The sequence below is a fragment of the Faecalicoccus sp. LCP19S3_E2 genome (assembly GCF_052121255.1).
Classification (GTDB): Bacteria; Bacillota_I; Bacilli_A; order Erysipelotrichales; family Erysipelotrichaceae; genus Faecalicoccus.
Window position 1 is genome coordinate 97,246 of the sequence record NZ_JBQKEP010000004.1, and the last position, 21,890, is coordinate 119,135.

Consider the following 21,890-nt stretch of genomic DNA (forward strand, 5'->3'; position numbering starts at 1 on the left):
GATATTCTTTCCATGTGCTTGTCTATTGTACCCAATTTAATGACGAATGTAAAGAACATTTTTTACTTTTTGTTTCACTTCCGTCTTTCAATTTTTGAAAAACTGGAACATTTGGTTTACTAAACCACATCAACCTCTACGCACTCGAATTTGGTCCTGCGGTTGTACATTCCCTATCAACAAAGGGCTTTCTGGATCGTGTAATCGAACATTTTCTTCTATTCTTTTTTCATCAAAATTGGCATAACAGTATTTACAATAATGACGACACGTGTTGTATTGTCCGATATCGACCATTTCAACACAACCGCAGTCACGAGCTTTCCATTTTTTAAACTTTTTCCCGGTAATCAGAAAAGCCTCTTCGACTGACATACATACATCTTTACGAAAGCCATACTCACAAAGATCTCGCTGTTCAAAACATGTCTGAACACTCATACCATGCTCTTTGGCAATATAAGAAAAAGAAGTACCGATCAACTTGTAATCGGCGTCCGTAAACTCTTTGGTTTGTAATTCGGTTTGATGCTTTCTGACATTTTTATAGTCATCTACAAACGATACGATAATTCGATCCACATATCCCTCTAATTCCATACACATCTTTTCAAAAGCTTTTATGTGATATTTCACATCGTATCTTTCGTTTAATAAGATAGGATCATATCGAACCAGTGGTTTAGACTCTTTAGAAAGCTTTGAAAGCTTACGGATGGCATTCAAAATCAGTCTTTTATCTGGTACATAAGGTTCAATATCTTTATGGTAAGGCGTAAAGGTGACTTGAAAAAGAAATGGTTTTTGCAGTGTATGCAAAGAATCTAGAATCGGTAATGGATTCTTAGTACAAAAAACGATCAAATCGATATTCTCTACATTAATTCGAGAGATAGAACATGGATTGAAAGGATTCCGGACAAGAAAATATCCTTCTTTCATTCGATTTAGAAACCATGGTGTATAAAAAGCTACAATATCTGTTCTTCCACTTACGTTGATAATCATAAAGTCATTGTAAATAGTTCTTATGAAAAATTCAAATTATCTCTTTTATCTTTCTATGATTCTTCAAAAATAGCACGCTAAAGATAATATCCTCCAGTGATTTAAACATCATGTTTATAAACAACAAACTGATCAAAACCGCATATACAATTCATAGTAAAAACTCTTGATTCAATTTGATCATGAAAGCTAAAGAAACTTTGATTTTGATGAATAAAAAAAAAGAACTTCAGATGAAGTTCTTCAATTTAAAAGTGGAGCAGGTGATGAGAATCGAACTCACGTAGTCAGCTTGGAAGGCTGAAGTTCTACCATTGAACTACACCTGCACAAAAATAAATGGCGGTCCAGATGGGACTCGAACCCACGATCTCCTCCGTGACAGGGAGGCATGTTAACCACTACACCACTGGACCAAATTTAGATATTCAATAAAATGGCGGAGAAGGAGAGATTTGAACTCTCGCGCCAGTTTCCCGACCTATACCCTTAGCAGGGGCACCTCTTCAACCACTTGAGTACTTCTCCAAGTTTTAAGATCAAGAACGCTACTCATCAGCGCTTATTTATATTACCATGATACCTGTGCTATTGCAACACTTTTTATAAAATTTTTTTAATTTTTTTCGCTAAATTCAACTAAAAAGTTGATGTAGAGAATTAAAAACGATGTTTTTTAGTTTTGATACAGTGTAAACACATCAATTGGCAGCTCAAAAGAACATATGTCTTTTGTCACAAAGGGAACAGTTCCCTTCATAGCCAACATATAAGCTTTTGTTTTTCTGGCTTCTGCCCTGATTTGGTATTTCATCTGTTTACGGAATACAAGCCAATCCAAATAGTGTTGTAGATGTCTTATGGAGACTCCATGATAATGTTTGATCATTTGTTTGAATTCCTGATGCATCTGATTTACTTCACCCAGATTGTTTCCGTTCTGGCTTGCATAGTTTTTTCGGTTCGGTTTAGGTCGGATCGTATCTTTTTGAAACTGATTGTTGGAGGCGAACTCAAGAATGGCCTGTTTGCCATCAGAAACAATTGTGCAGTCTTCATCGAATCGTTCAATATATTTTTGATATTTTTCCGTGCTTTCTGCTCCGTTACCGGCTATCTCAAGCAACATGGTATCCCATTCATCTATGGCAGTCACAATACAAACCTTGTGACTGTTGATTCCCCGCTTATGTTTGCGGTTCGTATCTGTTTTTGATTTGCCTCGGACCTTACTTATCCGGGGCATATTCTTAGCTTTCATACCTTTCAGATTGATACCGGTAAATGTACTGTCAATCTTAACGATTCCTTTTAAAAGAGTATTCCGGATATGGGCTCCAATCGCTGCATAAAGTTTATGACGCATATGAAAACAGGTCGTTTTACTTTTTCCTGTTGCCACAACCTCCTGTTCCAGTGTCATCTGATTGAGTTCGCAGGCAATAAAGGTGGTCCATGTATGATAATGGCTTCTTGTATGAGAAAAAATGGTATTTGTTGTATCACTGAATATTTTCCCGCAATTTCTGCAAAGATACTTTTGCCTGTGTTTTTTGTTAAATCCATTTTTCACAAAATGAAAAGATCCACAGTGTGGACAACGGGACACAGTAGATTCAATATTTTCTGAATTTGTTGTATCCAGAGTTATTTTGTCGCTTGTCAGTTTATAAATGAAGGCTTGAATGAATTCGAGTTCTACTGGTTTTAGATGGTTCAAGAATGTTTCGTTGATCATAGGGAATCTCCTTTATATGTCAAAGAATATCCCTGAATCTGACGCTATTCATGTTGAATCATCAACTTTTTAGTTGAATTTAGCGATTTTTTTTAGCTGATCGACTTCATACGTTGGCATACACGTATTTGTAGCTGTTTTATGCGATGGATTAAACCAGATCGTCTGTATATTCGCATTGATACCTCCCCTGAGTTTTGAAAAGTAACGTCTAAAAATAATCTATCTCGTGCTAAGAATCCCCTTTATTTATGCGGATTCTTTTTCTTTTGTTTTTGTCAATATTTTTATATTTCTATGTAGTCTTTTGTGGGCTTTTGTGGTATAATTGTCTTGGTGATCTATCATGTATCTTAAAATCAATCGAAATTCTAAAGGCCGTGCCTCTCTTTCCATCTGTGAAAAATACAGAGATCCAGTCACCCGTAAACCCAAAGACCGGATCATTCAGTCTCTCGGCTTTGCGGATACCTATCTGGATCGTTATGACGATCCCATTGCTCACTTTAAACTGGAAGTTCAGAAAATGAACGAGGCAAAGAAGCAGGATTCTGTCATTTCCGTTTCTTTAGATATGAGGGAATCTTTAGAACCCGGTCAGATTCAGCTTAAAAATCTGGGTTATGTTTTTATTAAGCGGATCTATAAGGAATTGGAAATCGATAAATTCTGGAAAGCTGTTTCTAAAAAAGAAAAAACAACTCTGGATCTGGAAAAGATTTTTGAGATGCTCGTCTTTATGCGTATCCTTCATCCCGGATCGAAAAAGAAGACCTATGAACATAAAGATTTTCTGTTTGAATCGTTTGCCGGTTTTTCTCTGGATGATGTATATCGGGCTTTAGATTATTACACAAAATACGATGCAGATTTTCAGGTCTGGCTGTACGATCATTCCGCTCCCCTCTATCACCGGGATATCAAAACGACTTACTTTGACTGTACCAATTATTACTATGACATTTCCAAACCGGATATGGATGATTTGGATGACAACGGAAACATTCTAAAAAAGCGTGATCGCAAATATGGACCGGAAAAGAATCACAGAAGAGATCCCATCATTGAAATGGGACTGTTGATTGATCAGAAAGGCATACCTCTTTCCTATGGTCTGTTCCCGGGCAATGAATCGGAGAAAGTGAATATGCTGCCCATTATAAACAGAGCGAAACATCGGTTTGGTTTTAACCGTACCATTGTGGTAGCGGATCGTGGACTCAATACATCTGATAATATCTTTTATTTAAACGGAAACAATAAAAATGAGAACAATCCAAGAGACGGCTATATTTATGGGCAGTCCATTCGTGGAGCCGATGAAGAATTTAAAAAATGGTGCATAGACTCTGCGGGGTATCAGGTGGACAAAGTGCAGGATGGAAATCAGACTGTTTATTTCAAACATAAATCAAGAATTTATCCCAGGACGATCTATGTCAATGTAGATAAAGACACAGACAAGCCTCGTAAAATGACAATCACCGTCGATCAGAAACAGATGGTTTACTTTTCACAAAAATATGCGGACAAACAGGCTCTTGAAAGAAACAGAGCGGTACAGAGAGCCAAAGATTTAATTGCGCACCCCAAAAAGTATGATAAAGTCTCTGCCAAGGGAGCCAGCGGTTATGTCAAAAATATCGCATTTAATAAAAAAACAGGCGAAATCATGGATGTCCATTTAGAGCTTGATACAGAAAAAATAGAAAATGAATCCAAATATGATGGATATTATTCCATTGTGACAAGCGAACTGAAATTATCCGATCTGGAAATCAGAAATGCCTATAAGGGACTGGCAAAGATTGAAGAAACATTCCGCATCACTAAATCGGAACTGGATACAAGACCTATCCATGTGACGACCAGCGAACATATAGAATCTCATTTTACGACATGTTTTGCGGCGATCACATTATTACGTTTACTGGAACAAAAGTTAGAAAACCGGTATCCAACAGCCCAAATTATCGAATCACTCAAACAGTTTCAATGTATTCATATCCATTCCAACATTTATCGAATGACTTATACAAACCATATACTAGAACAATGTGGGAAAGTGTTTGGCATCGATACCGAATCTAAATATAAGAGAAAAGAAGAAATCCGAAGAAATTTAAAATATTGATAAAATCAAGAAAATATCACTACACAGAGAAAACGCCAAAAGCCTTATAAACAAAGGACTTTTGGCGTTTTTGTTCAAAACTTGGGATTTATATTACCATGATACCTGTGCTATTGCAACACTTTTTATAAAATTTTTTTAATTTTTTTTAGCTGATCGACTTCATACGTTGGCATACACGTATTTGTAGCTGTTTTATGCGATGGATTAAACCAGATCGTCTGTATATTCGCATTGATACCTCCCTGAATATCAGCCTGTAAAGAATCGCCGATCACGATTGCCTGCTCATTAGAAATTCCCTGTTCATGTAAACAATGCATAAAAAATTGTTTCGATGGTTTTTGATGACCGATCTTCTCTGAAATATAAAAAGCATCCATATATTGATAAAACCCTGACAGCTGTAGACGATGGATCTGTTGTTCATAGGGTGCATTGGAAGCTGCACAGATCACATACTTTGATTTTAAATACTCTAAAAGTTCTCCGGCTCCTTCTACAGGAATAGCATATTCATGAAGACCTTCGACAAATTTCTTTTCAAGCGTAACCCCATCAAAAGGAATGCCAAGAACCTGAAGAATTGTTTTCCAACGGATTTGGTAATGCTGCTCCTTTGTCAAAACACCATCTTCAATCTGTGTCCAGAGCTTAGAATTGATCTCTAAAAACACCGGAAAAACCGTGTCCTTTGAAAAAGGCAGATGAAAATACGCAAACGCATCTTTCATAGAAGCTAAAGCGCATGCATTAAAATCAAGTAATGTGTTATCTACATCCAATAAGATCGTTGTAAGCATACGATAAGTATAATAAAAAAACGACTAGAGTTCTAGTCGTCATGTACATGGATTCGATTCATTGCACGAACCAGTGCCAAGTTGGCACGTTTCATATTTGTCGCGCTGTCTTTTTTGTCTATGCGATCTCTTGCCCGCCTATAAGCTCTCTTGGCACGTTCAATATCGATATCGCCTTTACCTTCAATTGCATCCGTCAACAACATGGCTTCATTTTTTTCTAAATGAAAGAATCCGCCTGACAGGGCATATTCCAATCTTGTATCTGACTCATCGACTAAAACAAGTTCACATGGAAGGATTGAAGCAAAAATCGGCATATGATTGACCAGAACTGTCATTTCTCCTTCAACACTTGTTAAATGAATGCTCTTCACCTTTTTTTCAAGATAGCGCCCCCTGGGAGTAACGATTTTCAAAGAAATCATATTACTCACCAGCTAACTGTTCTGCTTTTTTTACAGCTTCTTCCACAGTACCTACAAACATAAATGCCTGTTCGGGAAGATCATCAAATTCACCTGCAAGTATGCGTTCAAAAGAGCGAATTGTATCTTCTAAAGGAACATATTTACCGGGAATTCCCGAGAAAACTTCTGCAACATTAAACGGTTGTGACAAGAAGTTACGAACACGTCTGGCACGATTCACAATTTGCTTATCGTCTTCACTTAATTCATCCATACCTAAAATCGCAATAATATCTTGTAATTCTTTATATCTCTGCAGGATACTTTGAACGCCACGAGCTACTTTATAGTGTCTGTCTCCTACAACAAGCGGATCCAAAATTCTTGAGTTGGATTCCAGAGGATCTACTGCCGGATAAATTCCTAAAGCGGCAATATCTCTGTCCAATACCGTTTTGGCATCCAAATGCGTAAATGCAGTCGCCGGAGCTGGATCGGTTAAATCGTCGGCCGGCACATAAATGGCTTGTACAGAAGTAATTGAACCCTCATTGGTAGAAGTAATACGTTCCTGAAGCTGTCCCATCTCCGTTGCCAGCGTTGGCTGATAACCTACAGCACTTGGAACACGTCCTAAAAGAGCACTTACTTCTGATCCTGCCTGGGTAAATCGAAAGATATTGTCAATAAATAATAAAACATCTTGATGATCCTGATCGCGGAAATACTCTGCCATAGTAAGACCTGTCAGACCTACACGCATTCTGGCTCCCGGACTTTCATTCATCTGTCCATATACAAGAACAGTCTTATCAAGGACACCACTATCTTTCATCTCATGGTACATATCATTTCCTTCACGAGTTCTTTCTCCAACACCAACAACAACGGACTTTCCACCATGTTCTTTGGCAATGTTATGAATCAACTCCTGAATCAGAACAGTTTTACCTACACCGGCACCACCAAATAAACCAATCTTCCCTCCTTTTACATAAGGGCAAAGAAGATCAATTACTTTAATTCCTGTTTCCAGAGGAACGCTGGTCGTGCTTTGTTCATCAAAAGCAGGTGCTTCTCGATGAATCGGCGCATAGCTGACATTCTTTACTTCACCTAAACCATCAATCGGACGCCCGAGCACATTAAACATACGTCCCAGTACTGCCTGTCCTACCGGAGCTTGAATTGGTTTACCGGTATCAATAGCTTCCATACCACGCACCAAACCATCTGTACTTCCCATGGCTATACAACGAACGCGATCGGCACCAATACCTTGCTCAACTTCAACAATTAAGCTCTCCTCGTCTTTTCTTTTAATTTCAATTGCGTTCAAAAGGTCAGGTAAACGATCCTCATCAAATTGTATGTCGACAACAGGACCGATGATTTGTACAACTTTTCCAATATTTTCTGACATTTTCTACCTCCTAAACTAATGCATTGGCACCGCCAACAATTTCAGTAATTTCTTGTGTAATAGCAGCCTGACGAGCTTGGTTAAATGCCAGTTCCAGAGTTGCCTGTAACTCATCGGCATTGTCCGTTGCGCTTTCCATTGCCATTCTTCGTGAAGCTTGTTCACTCGTTTTACTCTCTAACACCTTAGAAAACAAAATGGATTTGGCAGCCATAGGTATTACATCTTTTAACATACTTTGCTGGTCCGGTTCGAAAATCATTTCCGCTTTCGCTATATGCTCCTTCTCTTCCTGTTTGGATACTGGAAGAATGGTTTCTAAAGTAGGAACAAAGGTTAATGTATTTTTATAATGTGTATATAAAACTTGTATACTTGAAATTTCTTTTTGTTCATAAAGTTGTAAGGCTTCATTCATTTTTGTTGCCAAAGATGTATACACATTGTCTTCATTTAATTCAGGCAAAGAATCATAAACACTGTAATCCCGATTTTTGATCCAGTTCATCCCACGAGAGCCAATCATTATGATCTTGTCTTCTTTAGAAATATGGCTTTGGATCATTTTATGGATGTTTGCATTGTATCCTCCACAAAGTCCCATATCGCTGGTTACAACAAAAATCAATTTGGGTTTAGAAACATCCGAATTAAGATAGATAGAATTCTTTTGAGCCGAATATAATACCAAAGTCAAAAGCGTCTGTAAACTATCCGCATATTCACGATTCTCTTCCATTCTTTGTTTTTGTTTAGTTAACTTACTGGAAGCTACCAGCTGCATAGCTCTGGTAATTTTTTTGGTTGATTCTACGGACTTAATTCGGGCCTGTATTGCTTGTCGAGTCTGCGCCATAAATTAGGCACCCTCTGTCGCAAAAAAATTCTTAGAATATGCATCTAAAGCGGTTTTCATTTGTGTCTCTAACTCATCATCCAATTCCTTCTTGGTCTCAATCTGATCGAAGATAAAAGGATATTCTCTATGGGCAAATGCAAGCAGTCCGGCTTCAAAAGCTTGTACTTTTTCCACAGGCACCTCTTTTAAGTACTTATGCTTAGCAGCATACAGAGAAAGGATTTGTTCGCTGACACGTAAAGGTGCATACTGTTTTTGAATCAACAATTGAATCAATCTGGCACCATGCTCCAAAACTTCCTTTGTGGCGGCATCTAGATCAGATCCAAATTTTGAGAATGCTTCCATTTCTCGATATTGTGCCAATTCCAGTTTTAAAGATCCGGAGACTTGTTTCATGGCTTTGATTTGTGCGGCAGAACCAACACGGCTCACTGAAAATCCGGAATCTACACTTGGTCGAATCCCTTGATTAAACATATCTGTTTTTAAGAAAATCTGTCCATCGGTAATGGAAATGACATTCGTCGGAATATAAGCTGAAATATCACCAGCTTGCGTTTCGATAATTGGCAAAGCCGTCATAGAACCATTTCCATAATTCTCATTTAGACGAGCAGCTCTCTCTAATAAACGAGAATGCAAATAGAAAACATCACCCGGATAAGCTTCACGTCCCGGTGGTCTTCTTAAAAGTAACGACATGGTACGATAAGCTACCGCATGTTTGGATAGATCATCATAAACAATCAGGACATCCTGACCATTTTCCATCCATTCTTCCCCCATGGCACAACCGGCATAAGGAGCTAAATATTGTAAAGGGGCAGGCTCACTTGCCGTAGACACAACAATTGTTGTGTATTCCATTGCCTTATGCTGTTTCAATTTTTCGACAATTTGAGCTACCGTACTTGCCTTTTGTCCGATCGCAACATAGATACATTTTACATTTTGATCTCTTTGATTAATAATCGTATCGATTGCGATAGCGGTTTTACCTGTCTGACGGTCACCAATGATCAACTCACGTTGTCCTCTACCGATAGGGATCATAGAATCAATAATTTTTAGACCTGTCTGTAAAGGAACGGAAACACTTTTCCTTGTCATAACACCCGGTGCTACTCGTTCTACCGGACGCGTTTGGGAAGTCTCTAAACTTCCTTTCCCATCAATTGGCTGTCCCAGCGCGTTAACAACACGTCCTATCAGGGCATCTCCAACAGGGACTTCAACTATGTGACCTGTTCGTTTAACCAGGTCACCTTCTTTGATATCGTTGTTCTCTCCCATGAGCACGACACCGACTTGCTCATCCTCTAAGTTCATGACCATGCCGTAAACATCATGAGGAAACAGCAGCAACTCACTCATCATCGCATCTCTAAGTCCATAAACTGTCGCAATACCGTCTCCAATACTGAGAACTGTACCACTTTCGTTCATTTCTAGATCTTGGTCGATATTTTGAATTTGCGCTTTGATCAATTGTGAGATCTGTACTGGATTTAAACTCATAGTATCACCTTTCTAGCTTGTTATTTTTTCTTTTATCGTTTCTAAAGACGATAAAAGCGTATTGTCTAATACAAGATTTCCAGCCTGTACACGTAAACCGGCTATCAATTCCGGTTCTATTTTTACTGTCAAAGAAACCTTTTTCTGTAACTTCTTCTCCAACATCTTCGTTAAAGAATCTACCTGCTCCGCACTCAATGCACTGGCGCTTTTCACAAGAACCAACTCAATATTGTGATCTTCCTGGTAGCACTTCTGATACGCTTCAAAAATTTTTGGCAACGCAAAAACTACACCATGTTCTGTAAAAACCAACAAAGTCTGCATCAAAGTGGGGTCCAGCTGCGATGAAAACAAATTCATCAGTAACTTTTTCTTTTTTGTCTTTGAAATCTTTGGATGTGAAAGAACTAAGACAAAATCCTTCTCTCTTTTCCAAATCCTACAAAGTTCTTCAAGAATATGGAGATATTCAGCTTCTTTATTTGTTTCTTTTACGACATCATAAAGAGCCTGTCCGTATGGTTGTAAAGATTCTACCATTTTGCGGAACCTGCCTCATCAATGAAATCATCAATATATTTCTTCTGTTCCTGCTCATCAACCTCTTTTTTCAGAAGTTTCTTACTAATTTCAAGAGCGACGGAGCCAATTGCTTCCTTCATGTCTTTTTGCGCATTCCGCTTATCTCGTTCGATATCCTCCTGCGCCTGTTTTTTCAATCGTACGACTTCGTCTTGTGTCTGATTTAATATCTGCTGTTTTTCCTGGGCGGCACTTGCTCTTGCCGATTCCAAGATCGCATGCGCTTCTTTTCCCGCATTCTTCATCTTTTCATCGTATCTTTCTTTTATCGACTGTGCTTCCTCTTTAATCTTGACTGAAGAATCGATATTGTCCTGAATCATATCCTGACGTTTTTGGATATACGCTAACAGCTTATCCCAAAAGAATTTTTTGGCAATCAGGACAATTAAAAATGTAGAAATACAAACAAGTACAACATCCGTCAAAGAAATTCGCAGATAGTTATCAATATTGAAACTATCCATACCTTTTCACCACGTAAGATTATCCCTTAATAAAGATCAAAAGAATCGCAATAACTAATGAATAAATACCAGTTGTTTCCGCTAAGGCAATACCTAATACCATAATTGATTGAATTTTACTGGCAGCTTCCGGATTACGGCCAACGCTTTCTGCACCTTTACCGGCCGCAATACCCTGTCCAATACCTTGTCCAAGTCCTGCAACCATCGCAATACCAGCTCCTAATAAAGCCATACCTTGTACAAAAAATTCATTAAATTCCATTTTAGTTTCCTCCTTCATTATTCCTCATTGGATACTTGTTGTCCTAAAAAGAACGACGATAATGTAAAAAAGATATACGTTTGTATAACACCGGAAAAAATATCAAAATACATATGCAGAAACGGTGTAACAGCTAAGCCTAAAACACCCCACGGCATAAGAAGCTTAATTAATGTATATACAAGCATCGTAATGATACTTCCGGCCAAAATATTCCCGAATAAACGCATCGTCAAAGATATTGGCAAAGCCAATTCTCCGATAATGTTGAGTGGTGTCAACAACACCATGGGTTCCGTTAATTCTTTCATACGAGCAACCAGACCACCTTTTTTGATCGCATTGCCCTGTATCATAAGCCACATGGTAATGGCTAACGTGGCATTAAAACTTACATTACTGGTGGGATTTTGCAGGCCTATCAGGCCAATAAGATTTGATGCAAGCATCATTAGTATCAAAGTCCCGAATAAAGGAATATATTTTTTTGTTGTTTCCCTTAAATTTGTCTTCACCACGAATAAAACAAGATTTAAAGCTTCCTCGCAAACATATACAATGCCTTTGCTTGCCTTTGTCGGATCCGCTCTCTCAATCTTTTTACCTGCTACAATAAAAAATATAGAAAACAAAATACAAAGCCCAAGCCATACACAAATGGATTGTTGAATCTCCAACGTAAAAGAACCAAAGTGTATTTCTAACGCACTGATTTCAGGCATTTTTATCAATCCTTTCTTTGTTGGTATGCATAAAGTAGAATAGCTGCTTTATGACATAAAAAGCCAATAAGCAGCGCAATCACAGAAAGACCAGTATAGGCCCCAAATCCAAAAAAACAAGCATAGAGTAGGTAGCGTACAAGATATCCTGTCATCCCCTGACTTTTTCCTGCTTTTTCATCCGTTCCAAGCGATAAAGCCATTCTAACAATCATCAGATACCCTACAAGAGCTATCACTTGACCAAGAATGATGCCAAGAACAACTTTAATATCTTGAAAGAAAAAACCTGCAAGTATAGAAACGCCAGCTGTAAAGAACACTGACCATTCTATAATTTTCTTCGACATGACCTGAATTTCATTCATGATTTTTCGCCCTATGAATCAACAGATAGATAGATCCGATAATGCTGTAGGATAACCCTATAAGAATAAAAACAGGTGTAGTCTGCAATCGACAATCTATCTGATAACCTACAAATATACTTAATAATAAATTTACTAAAAACACTCCCGAAAACGCTAAAGGTTTCATCTACTTCGTACCGAAAATACGATCTCCGGCATCCCCCAGTCCCGGGACGATATATCCTTTTTCGTTCAGATGATCATCTAAACTGGCCAGGTAAATATCTACATCCGGATGTGCTTTTTCCACAGCGGCTACCCCTTCTGGCGCTCCGACAAGGCATACCAGCTTGATGTTTTTAGAGCCTTGACGTTTGACCATATCAATGGCCGCAATGCTGGAGCCACCGGTTGCCAACATCGGATCAACGATTAGGACATAGGCATCTTCCATACAGCTTGGATACTTTTCAAAATATGGATGCGGTTCTAGCGTCTCTTCATCACGATACATACCGATATGCGCAACCTTGGCCGTAGGAATCAAATTTTGAATTCCATTGACAACACCAAGTCCGGCTCTAAGAATAGGTACGATCACAACCTCTTTGGCCAGCGTACTTCCCTTATACGCACAAATCGGTGTTTCGATATCGACCTCTTTTAACGGCAAATCTCTTGTGATCTCATAGACCATCAAGCCACCTATCTCGTCTAGGTTCTGACGAAAATCTTTTGTTCCTGTTTCTTTGTTTCGCATAACTGTTAATTTATGCTTGATCAGCGGATGATCAAATACTGTTAACATAATTTCACCAACCTCACTTCTCCGATTATAACATTATCCAACTTTAATTTGAAACGAAAAATCACATGTTTTATAGGATTTTAATTTAGGTTATCTAAATTATTTTACAATCAAAAAAAGTATCCATCCTAAAGACAGATACTTTAATCTTCTATGGAAACGATTCCAAACTGCGGAGCCGCCTGAATTCGTAGATTTGATGATCGTAAATCCTTCTTTAAGAAGGTATCATTTAATACATCCAAAGCCAGCTCAGGAACATTGGCCTCTTGTGATAAATGCGCCAACACGATATTTTTGGTTTTCGTATTAATAAGACTGGTAATATTGTGACTGGCATCTTCGTTAGACAAATGACCGGAATCTGAAAGAATCCGTTGTTTGACAAACATCGGTCTTGCGGTATGCATCAGCATTTCCATATCATGATTGCTTTCAAAGATATAATGATCCGCATTTTCTAAATACGCTTTTTCATGATTTGGCAAATACCCTGTATCCGTTATATAAACCAGCTTTTGGCATCCGTCTTCGATCACATAGCCCACAGTATTGGGTGCATCATGACTTAACCCGATGACTGTGATCTGCATATCTCCAATAATAAATCGATCTAATGGCTTGATGCACCGATGATCTTGCACATCCAGATCACAATAGCTGTAGATTGGCAAATGCTCAAAATGTTTAAGCTGCGAAATATGATCCTTATGGCTGTGTGTAACCAACAAAGCATCTAAGGTTTGAATATCCTGAGAAACGCTTTGCAGGCTTGCCATCAAATACTTTTTGGTTGAACCACAATCAATGACGATTGAAGATCTTTGTGTTCGCACCAGGCAGCTGTTGCCTTTGGAACCGGAGCACAACAAATCAACCTTCATAAATATCGCCACCTTGATTGGAAAAGTTGGTAAATCGAGAAATGTTCTTTTCAAACACAAGCTTGATCTTTCCTAAAGCACCGTTTCGATGTTTAGCCAAAGAGAGATCCACGATTGATGTATCTTCCGGAATTTGATCATCCTGCTCCTTTTTATAATAATCTTCACGATAAATAAACATAACGATATCCGCATCTTGCTCGATTGATCCTGATTCACGCAAATCCGATAGCTGCGGTTCATGATCGTTACGCTCTTCCACCTTACGCGCTAACTGTGAAAGTGCTATGACCGGACAATCCAGCTCTTTGGCAAGAATTTTTAAATTTCGCGAAATATCGGATACTTCCTGTTGCCTGGAATCAGCTCTGGTTCCGGTAATCAGCTGTAAGTAGTCGATTACGACCAAAGAAAGACTATTATATTCCGTCTTTAGCTTTCGGCATTTGGAAAAGATCTGTGAAACTTTAATCGAGCTGGTATCATCGATAAAAATATTTCTTTCCCCTAACTGGCTGCCGCTAAAGTTTAAGCGGGACATTTCGGCATCGCTTAGTTTTCCATCCCGCAGTTTATTGGAAGCCACCTGTGATTCCGAGCTCAACAAACGCTTCATTAAAGAATCTGCCGGCATTTCCAGCGAAAAGATAGCCACAGCTCCCTCGTTGAGCTTGGCGACTTCATTGGCAAAGTTCAATGCCAATGCACTCTTTCCCATGGCCGGACGAGCCGCCAGAATGATCAGATCGCCACGCTGAAAACCATTAGTGATCCGGTCCAGGTCCGTATAACCGGTACGAATACCGGTCACGCCTTTTTTACTGCGCAGTTCAATCAGCTGCTCCATGACACGATGAATGACCGTCTGTGACGACTCAAATTCCGAACCTCGTCGCATTCTTGTCACATCCATGATCCCGCGCTCTGCCTGATCTAAGATCGTATCGATATCTTCACTGGCATCGTATGATTCATTAGAAATCTTTTCCGCCGCAAAGATCAATCTTCTTAGCTGGGCTGTATTTTTGATCGATTCAATGTAATTACGCGTATTGGCACTACTGATGGCACTATCCGCCAAAGAAAGAATATAATCTGTTCCTCCGGCACTATCCAGTTCTTCCTTATCCGCTAATCGTGTGATGATCAAATTCAAATCAACCGGCTGTCCATTTCGGGTAATTTCCTGCATACAGCTGAATAAACGCTGATGAGAAGGAAGATAGAATTCTTCCGGCTGTAAATCTAGATCATTACACTCCTGCATTACAGAAGGATACACCATCAAAGATCCTAAAAGTGCCTGCTCTAATGTTTTTGAATTTGGCAGTTCTCTTGCCATAATTACCCTTTCTGTGAAACGTGGACATGAATCGTGCCTATAACCTGGCCTTTATATAAATCCACTTCTACATTGGTTGTCCCTAAACTGGATACCGGAACATCCAGCTTGATCTTACGCTTATCGACTTCAATTCCTTTTTCCTGTAAAGCTTGATGAATCTGCTTCGTGGAGATCGAACCAAATACCTGTCCTTCCTTACCGGCACTTAAAGAAAATTCCAACTTCATTGTTTCCAGTTTTTTCTTTAATGCTTCAGCTTCCTTTTTCAACTGTGCTTCATGTTCTTTTTTTATCGCCAGCTGCTCGTCTAAAATTTTACTGCTTCCCTTTGTATAAGCAACTGCCAATTTTCTTTTGATCAGAAAATTTCTTGCGTAACCATCGCTGACTTCAACGACATCATCTTTCTTTCCTACTTTTTTTACATCACTCAACAGGATGACTTTCATGACTTGTTTCCTCCTTGATTATTTCTAATAAAGCTTGTTTGTATTCCTGTGGACTTAGCTCTTTGGTCGATGAGGCTGCCGCACTGAAATGACCGCCTCCATAGAGCTTTTCCATGACCTTCTGTACATTAAAGGTACCATCGCTTCTGGCGCTGCAGCAAGTCGGCGCATCGTCCTCATTACTGCGGGCAATCGTAAAGCTTGCCGTGCATCCTTTGATCAACAATAAGGCTTCACTGACCTGTGCCAACGTTGTTTTATCCACTTTTTTCTCTTCTTCGCATACGATCATAAAATGATCCATGTAAGGCTTTGCCAGCTGGATCAGACTATGCTTGAGCGTAAAGTGGGCATAATCTTCACACAATGCTTTTTCGGCCAGCTTCACATTGGCTCCCCATGTACTTAAGGCTGCTGCCGCCTCAAAGGTTCTGGCATCCGTATGCATTTTAAAGCGATTGGTGTCAACTAAGATTCCCAGATACATGATAGTTGCTTCGGCTTCAAAGATTGGCACATGATCCGGAATATTCTGCAGCATCTCCACGATCAATTCACACGTTGAAGAAGCGCTGCTTTCGACATACGTTAAGATCGCATGACGGATAAAGTTTTCATTTCTTCGATGATGATCGATTACAATAACCCTCTGGCATTCTTCCACAAATTCTTTGGCGCTGCTGATGGCCGGGATTCCATGATCAACCATCACAAGCAGATCCTTGGCAAAATCCATGCGTTCTCTTGCCTGCTCCGGTGTAATAAAGACATGCCGTTCCTTCATGACCTTGATATAGTGATCCATGACAGACTGAAGCTGGGCATCTCTTGGCACATCCTTTAAAACAATATAAACATTCTTCTTTAAAGTATGCGCCCAGCTTGAAATACTTAAACAGGCACCCATACAGTCAAAATCAGACATGATATGACCGGCGATATAAATCTCATCGCTTTCTTTCATCGCGTCCTGTAATGTCTGCGAAAGAATGCGCACACGCACCTTTGAACGTGCTGAACTCATCTCCGAATTGCCGCCCACGTATTCAACAGAACCATTGACATCCTTGATGGCTGCCTGATCGCCTCCGCGTGACTGTGCCAATTCAATCAATTCATTGATCGTTGTATCCAACAGTTTAAAATCATTAGTACCATAGGCAAAGCTCATACTTAAAGTGATCGATACACCGATATGATTGGCCTTATCTTTAATGATCTGCAGAATTGAAAAATTCTGTTTGCGAATGCGTTTAAAGATCTCCTGATTTAAAATAAGGATAAAGCGATCGCTGCGCAAACGACGAATCAAGATACCATTATCCTGTGCCCAGGTAACGACCGGACTGCGAAGCTGCGTGTTGATATGCGCCATCAGTTCTTCGTTTTCATAAGACTGATACTCCATATAATTATCCAGCTGAACCAAGCCCACGACCAGACGATTCTCGTTGACTTCTCTTTCCAGAGCATCCAGTCGGGTAATATCTTTGACAAATAAAAGCTGAGAGTCCTGCTTTCTTGTGATCTCATAAACCGTATCTTGGTATTCAGCACGAATCACATCCACATCCTCATCAAACAAAATGCGAATCCGTTCGATCCAGCTTGTCAGCTTTTTATTGACCAGATCGATCCCCTTTTGCACAAAGTAGTCTGAAGCCCATGTCACAACATATTCATTATTATACGTTAAGATCCCTACCCCGCCAAACGATAAGGCTTCCTTGGCATCTTTTCCTAAAACACGGGAAATATCCACTTCGGTCTTGACCCCATAATCGCGAATATCTTTGACAAATCCCAAAAACGGGATTCCAAACACTAAAACTAACAACAGTAAAAAACCGGCACTAAAATAATATCCATTAAGAATCGATATGGCTTCCAAAACGATCCAAATCAAAGCTGCTGCGCCAAATAAAGAACGCCATTTATGAAACTGTTTCATGATCAACCTCTCAAATCCCAATTCTTGCGGATTGCTAAAAGACAATCCAGTTCGCCTAAAAATATCCAAATTAAATTGACAACGGGTATGACGGCACCGATAATCGCAAAGAAGCTAAACTTTCGAATGTTATGACGGATCCCGTAGTCAATCAAGACCACAGCTCCAAAAAAGCTTAGCAGCATGCAATCGACAAAAAAACAAATTTGTAATCCCGTTTGCCATATAGGATATTCTAACACATTTTGTCCAAAAAAGAACAACAGCCAAACTATGATACTGATCATACCAAAGGTCGAATTGCCATGAATCTGTTTTAAAGAGCCAATATCCCGTATAGGAATATGCAGTCGGTTACACAATAAAATTGCCAGTAAATGTACACAAAGTGCCTGTAAAAAGCCCATAAACAGTACAAACAAAGCACAGAATGCCTGAAAATCAATAAAGGAGATCCAGGAAGCAATGGCATCAAAATCCGCATGTAAATCTAAACCAAACAAGGCAGCCCATAGATACACCATGGCAATATAGGTTGCGGTAGAAAAGATAAAACATAGAAAAAAGTTGGTGCGATGGCGAAACTGTTGATGAACACCGACACCATACAAATAGCCGATCAAAAGAGCGCTCCAACTGTAAAACCAGGTCGTAAAGGAGCCAAACAAAAAGCTTAAAAGACCCATGGATATTCCGGTGACAAGACCGGCACGAACACCTTGCGAGGCACTGTACAATAGGATTGGCATGATAAAGACCCAGCTCAAACTGGCTTCGATCATCAGTCCGGTTTGTTGATTTAAAAGCAATAGCAATCCGTAAATAGCGACACACATCGCACCTTTTGTAATTGATGAAGTTTTCATATAGCTTATTTTAATCTATTATGCCAATAAAAAAAAGGACTTTAAACAAAGCCCTTAGTCAACTACATATGGTAATAAAGCCATCTGACGTGCACGTTTGATAGCCGTAGCCAGCATTCTCTGGTATTTGGCACGTGTTCCTGTTACACGTCTAGGAATGATCTTTCCGTTTGCGTTGATAAAACGTTTTAATAATTCAACATCTTTATAGTCGATTTCTTTGATTTTGTTCTTTGTGAAGTAACAAACTTTTTTACGACCCATGCGTTGTTTTTTAAAAGCCATAACTCATTTCCTTTCTATTAGAATGGTAAATCATCACTGGAAATATCCAGTGTATCATTTGCGTCAAAATCGGCACCAAATGGATCTTGTGCAGCCGGCATAGAAGATGCCGCTTGCCCATATGGATCCATGGCAGCCTGCGGTTGTGCATATGTATTGGCTCCATAAGCATTGGATTGTGCATGCTGCGTATTTTTCGGTTCCAAGAACTGAACATTATCCGCAACGACTTCCGTTACATATACTCTTTGTCCCTGATTGTTTTCATAGTTACGTGTCTGGATACGACCCTCCACACCAATCAAAGAACCACGATGAAGATACTGACACATCAGATCCGCTAAACGGTTCCATGCGACACAGTTGATAAAATCTGCATCCGGTTGTCCCGGCGTCTGTACGCGGCGATTGACAGCCAGTGAAAAGCTGACAACGCTGGTTCCGCTCTGTGTTTTTCTCAATTCCGGATCTTTTGTAAGTCTTCCTACTAAAACGACACGATTGATCATATCGATTTCCTCTTTTATTCTTCGCCTTGTGTCTTAACGACCATGATACGAATAACGTTGTTGCTGATACGAGCTAAACGCTGGAATTCAAAAATTCCTTCATTTCCACAAGTAACATTGATTACGACATAGTGACCTTTTTTCATGTGGTCAATTTCGTACGCAAAATCTTTGATTCCCCAGTCATCTACCTTATCGATCGTACCTTCGTTAGAAGTGATCGTAGCGTGCAGACGATCCTGAACAGCCTTGAACTGTTCTTCATCTAAAGATGCGTTTACAATGTACATGATTTCGTATTTTTTCATTCTGTACACCTCCCTTTGGACTACGGTATCTGTCAAACAGATACAGGGCAAGCACAAACTTGCTTTGTCATAATAGCATGTCAAGTCATCGCATGCAAGCAAATAATTTTAAAATTGTCTTATCCATGCGGATTTCCATATAAATTCAATAAAACACAGCCGATGATGATCAATACAATCCCTAAAAAGCCGACAGCACTTATTTTCTGATTAAAGATACAGATGGAAATGATCGTAGTTGCGACAATGCCAATGGCACACCAGGAAGCATAGGCAATTGATAGATTTATCTTTAACAGCGCTTTGGAAAACGCATAAAAACAAATCGAGTAAAACAAGATACAGGCAAGCGATGGTCCTAACTTGGTAAAGCCGGCCGATGACTGCAGCATCGAACTGGCTAAGATTTCAAAAACGATCGCAATCCCCAACAATAAATATTCCATGCAATAACTCCTATTCATAATCCGTGATTCCTTCGCCGGCATTGGGAACAAAATGGGCATAAACAGAATCACAGATAAACACAAACAATAATAAGCTGCAGATGGCTTTTAAGACAAGCGGTCTGATTTTCTGAATCCAGCCATCAAATACCGGCGCCAGCACATAAATAAAGGCCATGCCGCCTATACCAAAAACCAGTAAACCTTCGGCACAGATACGACCGTTCACATTGAGAAAATAACCGGTGTAATCCCACCATTTTAAGCCTGTATTCATTTCCATGACATAAGAGGTCATGTATTCCAAGATACCACATACGACAAGGATCAGTACGAATGTCAACGCCGGTTTGGTTCTAAACTTCTTTAATAAAGTTAAGATCAGTAAACCGCCGGAGCCATAAATTGGCAGCCATGGGCCATATAAAGCACCGCGATTGACAAAAACACCATCGGTGATTAGATGCAGACTGACTTCCCAGAGCCATCCAATTCCAGAAAAAATAAAAAACATCAAAATCAAAGACCAGATACTATAATCACGTAAGGGATCAAGCAATGCCAGTCGGCTTCGTTTTTCCATTTCCGGAATATGAAACAATCTTGTCGGATACTGCAGGCCTTCAATTTCCCTTTTTAAAGACGCATATTGTAAAAAGCGATGATTGGCTCTTTCATATTCCCTTTCTTCTTTTCCATTCTTCAATAAAATTCCAAACCAGTTTACCAGAAAGCCCCGTATCCCAGCCAGTGACTTTGGCTTTTGATGCATGCGAATACCTTCCGGATAGGCTTGTTGTAAAAGCGATGGTATGGCCGGTCTATACAAATAGGTATCCTTAAAAAACTTCTGATATGATAAATCTGCTTCCAGGCTGCATTGACGCACATAGACATAGTATTCAGCCATAGCACAAGCCTTATACGGTGCGCTGTAAAAAATACCGGTCAACCCCAGAGTCAACACCGATAACATATCCCAGCCAAGAAAAGACAATTCCAGCTTACAACACTCCCATTTATGCCCTTTCATCATCATTCTGGATAATCGAATCGTTTCATTGGCTTTTAAGGTTGGGTTCTCCGCCAGGATAAAAGGTATCATATAATAAGAATAATGTTTGATAAAACCACCGATGATCGTTAAAGACCATAAGCTTCCATAGACATATTCCACAAATCGTACCCAGGCGACATGTCTCCATTTGCGAACCCGACTTAAAAATAAAAACCGATCCAGAGCCACATACTTATACGTTCTGGCTTACAAAATCATTCTTTGTACGATGACCGCAAAGATATTTTGAATAAAAAACCAGGCCAGAAAGAAAAAAGCCATGACTGAGAATACCAGGCACCAGATCGAGAGATTCTCCGAACCGATGATGGTATGAATTCCGGCTGTCAATGTGACATAAATCGATCCGGAACTGATCGAATTCACCAATGCGGCCATCACACCGTTGGTTCTGCCAAATACAGCACTGGAATTTGATTGAATTTCTTCCTGTTGAATCTGATGCGCAATGACTTTGCCGGCATCCAAATCCTCTTCAATCAGATTTTGTAATACTTCATTTGCACTTAACCGCGAAGGCAAAGATGCACTTTCATTGCTGGTCTGCACGGTACTGAATGTACTGGACAGCTCACCGGCCAAAAGGGCCGATAATAAACAGATGACAATCAGTAGGCCATAATGTCGTTTCATCACTTTCTTTGCCTTTTGTTTGATCTCTTTTCGCTTCATAATG

General features: G+C 39.5%; 26 protein-coding genes and 3 tRNA genes. 1 reads left to right on the forward strand and 28 read right to left on the reverse strand.

The annotated features are described in order from the left end of the window. Positions 1-129 precede the first annotated feature (129 nt). From ACTQX6_RS05210 to ACTQX6_RS05230, 5 genes are all read right to left on the reverse strand, one after another. A complete protein-coding gene (locus ACTQX6_RS05210; protein ID WP_117445286.1) occupies positions 130-1,008 on the reverse strand; it encodes a DUF1848 domain-containing protein in 879 nt (292 codons plus the stop codon). A 255-nt stretch (positions 1,009-1,263) separates the two neighbouring features. After that, a tRNA-Gly gene (locus ACTQX6_RS05215) sits at positions 1,264-1,337 on the reverse strand. A gap of 11 nt (positions 1,338-1,348) precedes the next feature. Then, positions 1,349-1,424, reverse strand: a tRNA-Asp gene (locus ACTQX6_RS05220). Between the two features lie 21 nt (positions 1,425-1,445). Further along, positions 1,446-1,536: transfer RNA gene (locus ACTQX6_RS05225), tRNA-Ser, on the reverse strand. Positions 1,537-1,684: 148 nt separating this feature from the next. Continuing rightward, entirely contained in the window at positions 1,685-2,746 is a 1,062-nt protein-coding gene (locus ACTQX6_RS05230) for an IS1595 family transposase (RefSeq protein WP_441657347.1), read from the reverse strand. 346 nt (positions 2,747-3,092) lie between these two features. On the opposite strand from ACTQX6_RS05230, the gene ACTQX6_RS05235 reads away from it, so the two are divergent. Beyond that, on the forward strand, positions 3,093-4,880 hold the full coding sequence (locus ACTQX6_RS05235) for an IS1634 family transposase (RefSeq protein ID WP_441657346.1): 1,788 nt from the start codon (positions 3,093-3,095) through the stop codon (positions 4,878-4,880). Positions 4,881-5,005: 125 nt separating this feature from the next. Here ACTQX6_RS05235 and ACTQX6_RS05240 read toward each other — a convergent pair whose 3' ends face one another. The 23 genes from ACTQX6_RS05240 to ACTQX6_RS05350 all read right to left on the reverse strand — a co-directional run bounded on the left by ACTQX6_RS05240 (position 5,006) and on the right by ACTQX6_RS05350 (position 21,886). Further along, the gene (locus ACTQX6_RS05240; RefSeq protein ID WP_168965694.1) at positions 5,006-5,683 is read right to left on the reverse strand and encodes a YjjG family noncanonical pyrimidine nucleotidase; all 678 of its coding nucleotides are present in this window, start codon (positions 5,681-5,683) and stop codon (positions 5,006-5,008) included. A gap of 32 nt (positions 5,684-5,715) precedes the next feature. Next, complete coding sequence (atpC, locus tag ACTQX6_RS05245; protein WP_117445284.1) at positions 5,716-6,111, reverse strand: ATP synthase F1 subunit epsilon; 396 nt, start codon at positions 6,109-6,111, stop codon at positions 5,716-5,718. Position 6,112: 1 nt separating this feature from the next. Continuing rightward, complete coding sequence (gene atpD / locus ACTQX6_RS05250) at positions 6,113-7,516, reverse strand: F0F1 ATP synthase subunit beta (RefSeq protein ID WP_117445283.1); 1,404 nt, start codon at positions 7,514-7,516, stop codon at positions 6,113-6,115. A 10-nt stretch (positions 7,517-7,526) separates the two neighbouring features. Beyond that, on the reverse strand, positions 7,527-8,372 hold the full coding sequence (atpG, locus tag ACTQX6_RS05255; RefSeq protein WP_294688259.1) for an ATP synthase F1 subunit gamma: 846 nt from the start codon (positions 8,370-8,372) through the stop codon (positions 7,527-7,529). Between the two features lie 3 nt (positions 8,373-8,375). Beyond that, complete coding sequence (gene atpA, locus ACTQX6_RS05260; RefSeq protein ID WP_168965698.1) at positions 8,376-9,896, reverse strand: F0F1 ATP synthase subunit alpha; 1,521 nt, start codon at positions 9,894-9,896, stop codon at positions 8,376-8,378. Positions 9,897-9,908: 12 nt separating this feature from the next. After that, on the reverse strand, positions 9,909-10,439 hold the full coding sequence (gene atpH, locus ACTQX6_RS05265) for an ATP synthase F1 subunit delta (protein WP_195221989.1): 531 nt from the start codon (positions 10,437-10,439) through the stop codon (positions 9,909-9,911). Continuing rightward, entirely contained in the window at positions 10,433-10,948 is a 516-nt protein-coding gene (gene atpF, locus ACTQX6_RS05270) for a F0F1 ATP synthase subunit B (protein WP_117445279.1), read from the reverse strand. The genes atpH and atpF overlap by 7 nt, the downstream gene beginning before the upstream one ends. Positions 10,949-10,967: 19 nt before the next feature. After that, a complete protein-coding gene (gene atpE, locus ACTQX6_RS05275) occupies positions 10,968-11,213 on the reverse strand; it encodes an ATP synthase F0 subunit C (protein ID WP_117445278.1) in 246 nt (81 codons plus the stop codon). 17 nt (positions 11,214-11,230) lie between these two features. Further along, the gene (atpB, locus tag ACTQX6_RS05280; RefSeq protein ID WP_117445277.1) at positions 11,231-11,935 is read right to left on the reverse strand and encodes a F0F1 ATP synthase subunit A; all 705 of its coding nucleotides are present in this window, start codon (positions 11,933-11,935) and stop codon (positions 11,231-11,233) included. A 5-nt stretch (positions 11,936-11,940) separates the two neighbouring features. Continuing rightward, positions 11,941-12,303: an ATP synthase subunit I gene (locus ACTQX6_RS05285; protein WP_168965702.1), complete on the reverse strand. Its 363-nt coding sequence runs from the start codon at positions 12,301-12,303 to the stop codon at positions 11,941-11,943. Beyond that, a complete protein-coding gene (locus ACTQX6_RS05290; protein ID WP_117445275.1) occupies positions 12,296-12,472 on the reverse strand; it encodes an AtpZ/AtpI family protein in 177 nt (58 codons plus the stop codon). The genes ACTQX6_RS05285 and ACTQX6_RS05290 overlap by 8 nt, the downstream gene beginning before the upstream one ends. After that, positions 12,473-13,093: a uracil phosphoribosyltransferase gene (gene upp / locus ACTQX6_RS05295; RefSeq protein ID WP_022789979.1), complete on the reverse strand. Its 621-nt coding sequence runs from the start codon at positions 13,091-13,093 to the stop codon at positions 12,473-12,475. It lies immediately after the preceding gene. A 143-nt stretch (positions 13,094-13,236) separates the two neighbouring features. After that, a complete protein-coding gene (locus ACTQX6_RS05300) occupies positions 13,237-13,977 on the reverse strand; it encodes an MBL fold metallo-hydrolase (protein ID WP_117445274.1) in 741 nt (246 codons plus the stop codon). Beyond that, the gene (gene dnaB / locus ACTQX6_RS05305; protein ID WP_168965706.1) at positions 13,967-15,319 is read right to left on the reverse strand and encodes a replicative DNA helicase; all 1,353 of its coding nucleotides are present in this window, start codon (positions 15,317-15,319) and stop codon (positions 13,967-13,969) included. Before dnaB ends, ACTQX6_RS05300 begins: the two co-directional genes overlap by 11 nt. Positions 15,320-15,321: 2 nt before the next feature. Next, positions 15,322-15,771, reverse strand: a complete 450-nt coding sequence (rplI, locus tag ACTQX6_RS05310; RefSeq protein WP_022789976.1) for a 50S ribosomal protein L9 — start codon at positions 15,769-15,771, stop codon at positions 15,322-15,324. After that, the gene (locus ACTQX6_RS05315; protein WP_294688274.1) at positions 15,749-17,722 is read right to left on the reverse strand and encodes a DHH family phosphoesterase; all 1,974 of its coding nucleotides are present in this window, start codon (positions 17,720-17,722) and stop codon (positions 15,749-15,751) included. The genes rplI and ACTQX6_RS05315 overlap by 23 nt, the downstream gene beginning before the upstream one ends. A gap of 2 nt (positions 17,723-17,724) precedes the next feature. Further along, positions 17,725-18,588 carry an energy-coupled thiamine transporter ThiT gene (locus ACTQX6_RS05320; RefSeq protein ID WP_205141892.1) on the reverse strand — a complete coding sequence of 288 codons (864 nt, stop codon included), beginning with the start codon at positions 18,586-18,588 and terminating at the stop codon, positions 17,725-17,727. Positions 18,589-18,642: 54 nt separating this feature from the next. Next, the gene (gene rpsR / locus ACTQX6_RS05325) at positions 18,643-18,873 is read right to left on the reverse strand and encodes a 30S ribosomal protein S18 (RefSeq protein ID WP_003864783.1); all 231 of its coding nucleotides are present in this window, start codon (positions 18,871-18,873) and stop codon (positions 18,643-18,645) included. Between the two features lie 17 nt (positions 18,874-18,890). Further along, positions 18,891-19,382 (reverse strand): single-stranded DNA-binding protein, encoded by a 492-nt coding sequence (gene ssb / locus ACTQX6_RS05330; RefSeq protein ID WP_117445269.1) that lies wholly within the window; start codon positions 19,380-19,382, stop codon positions 18,891-18,893. Between the two features lie 14 nt (positions 19,383-19,396). Continuing rightward, a complete protein-coding gene (gene rpsF, locus ACTQX6_RS05335) occupies positions 19,397-19,690 on the reverse strand; it encodes a 30S ribosomal protein S6 (RefSeq protein WP_022789972.1) in 294 nt (97 codons plus the stop codon). A 119-nt stretch (positions 19,691-19,809) separates the two neighbouring features. Further along, positions 19,810-20,136, reverse strand: coding sequence for a DMT family transporter (locus ACTQX6_RS05340; RefSeq protein ID WP_272001126.1), 327 nt, complete (start codon positions 20,134-20,136; stop codon positions 19,810-19,812). Positions 20,137-20,146: 10 nt separating this feature from the next. After that, the gene (locus ACTQX6_RS05345) at positions 20,147-21,313 is read right to left on the reverse strand and encodes a DUF975 family protein (protein WP_441657345.1); all 1,167 of its coding nucleotides are present in this window, start codon (positions 21,311-21,313) and stop codon (positions 20,147-20,149) included. A gap of 87 nt (positions 21,314-21,400) precedes the next feature. Continuing rightward, a complete protein-coding gene (locus ACTQX6_RS05350; RefSeq protein ID WP_272006781.1) occupies positions 21,401-21,886 on the reverse strand; it encodes a hypothetical protein in 486 nt (161 codons plus the stop codon). Positions 21,887-21,890 lie beyond the last annotated feature (4 nt).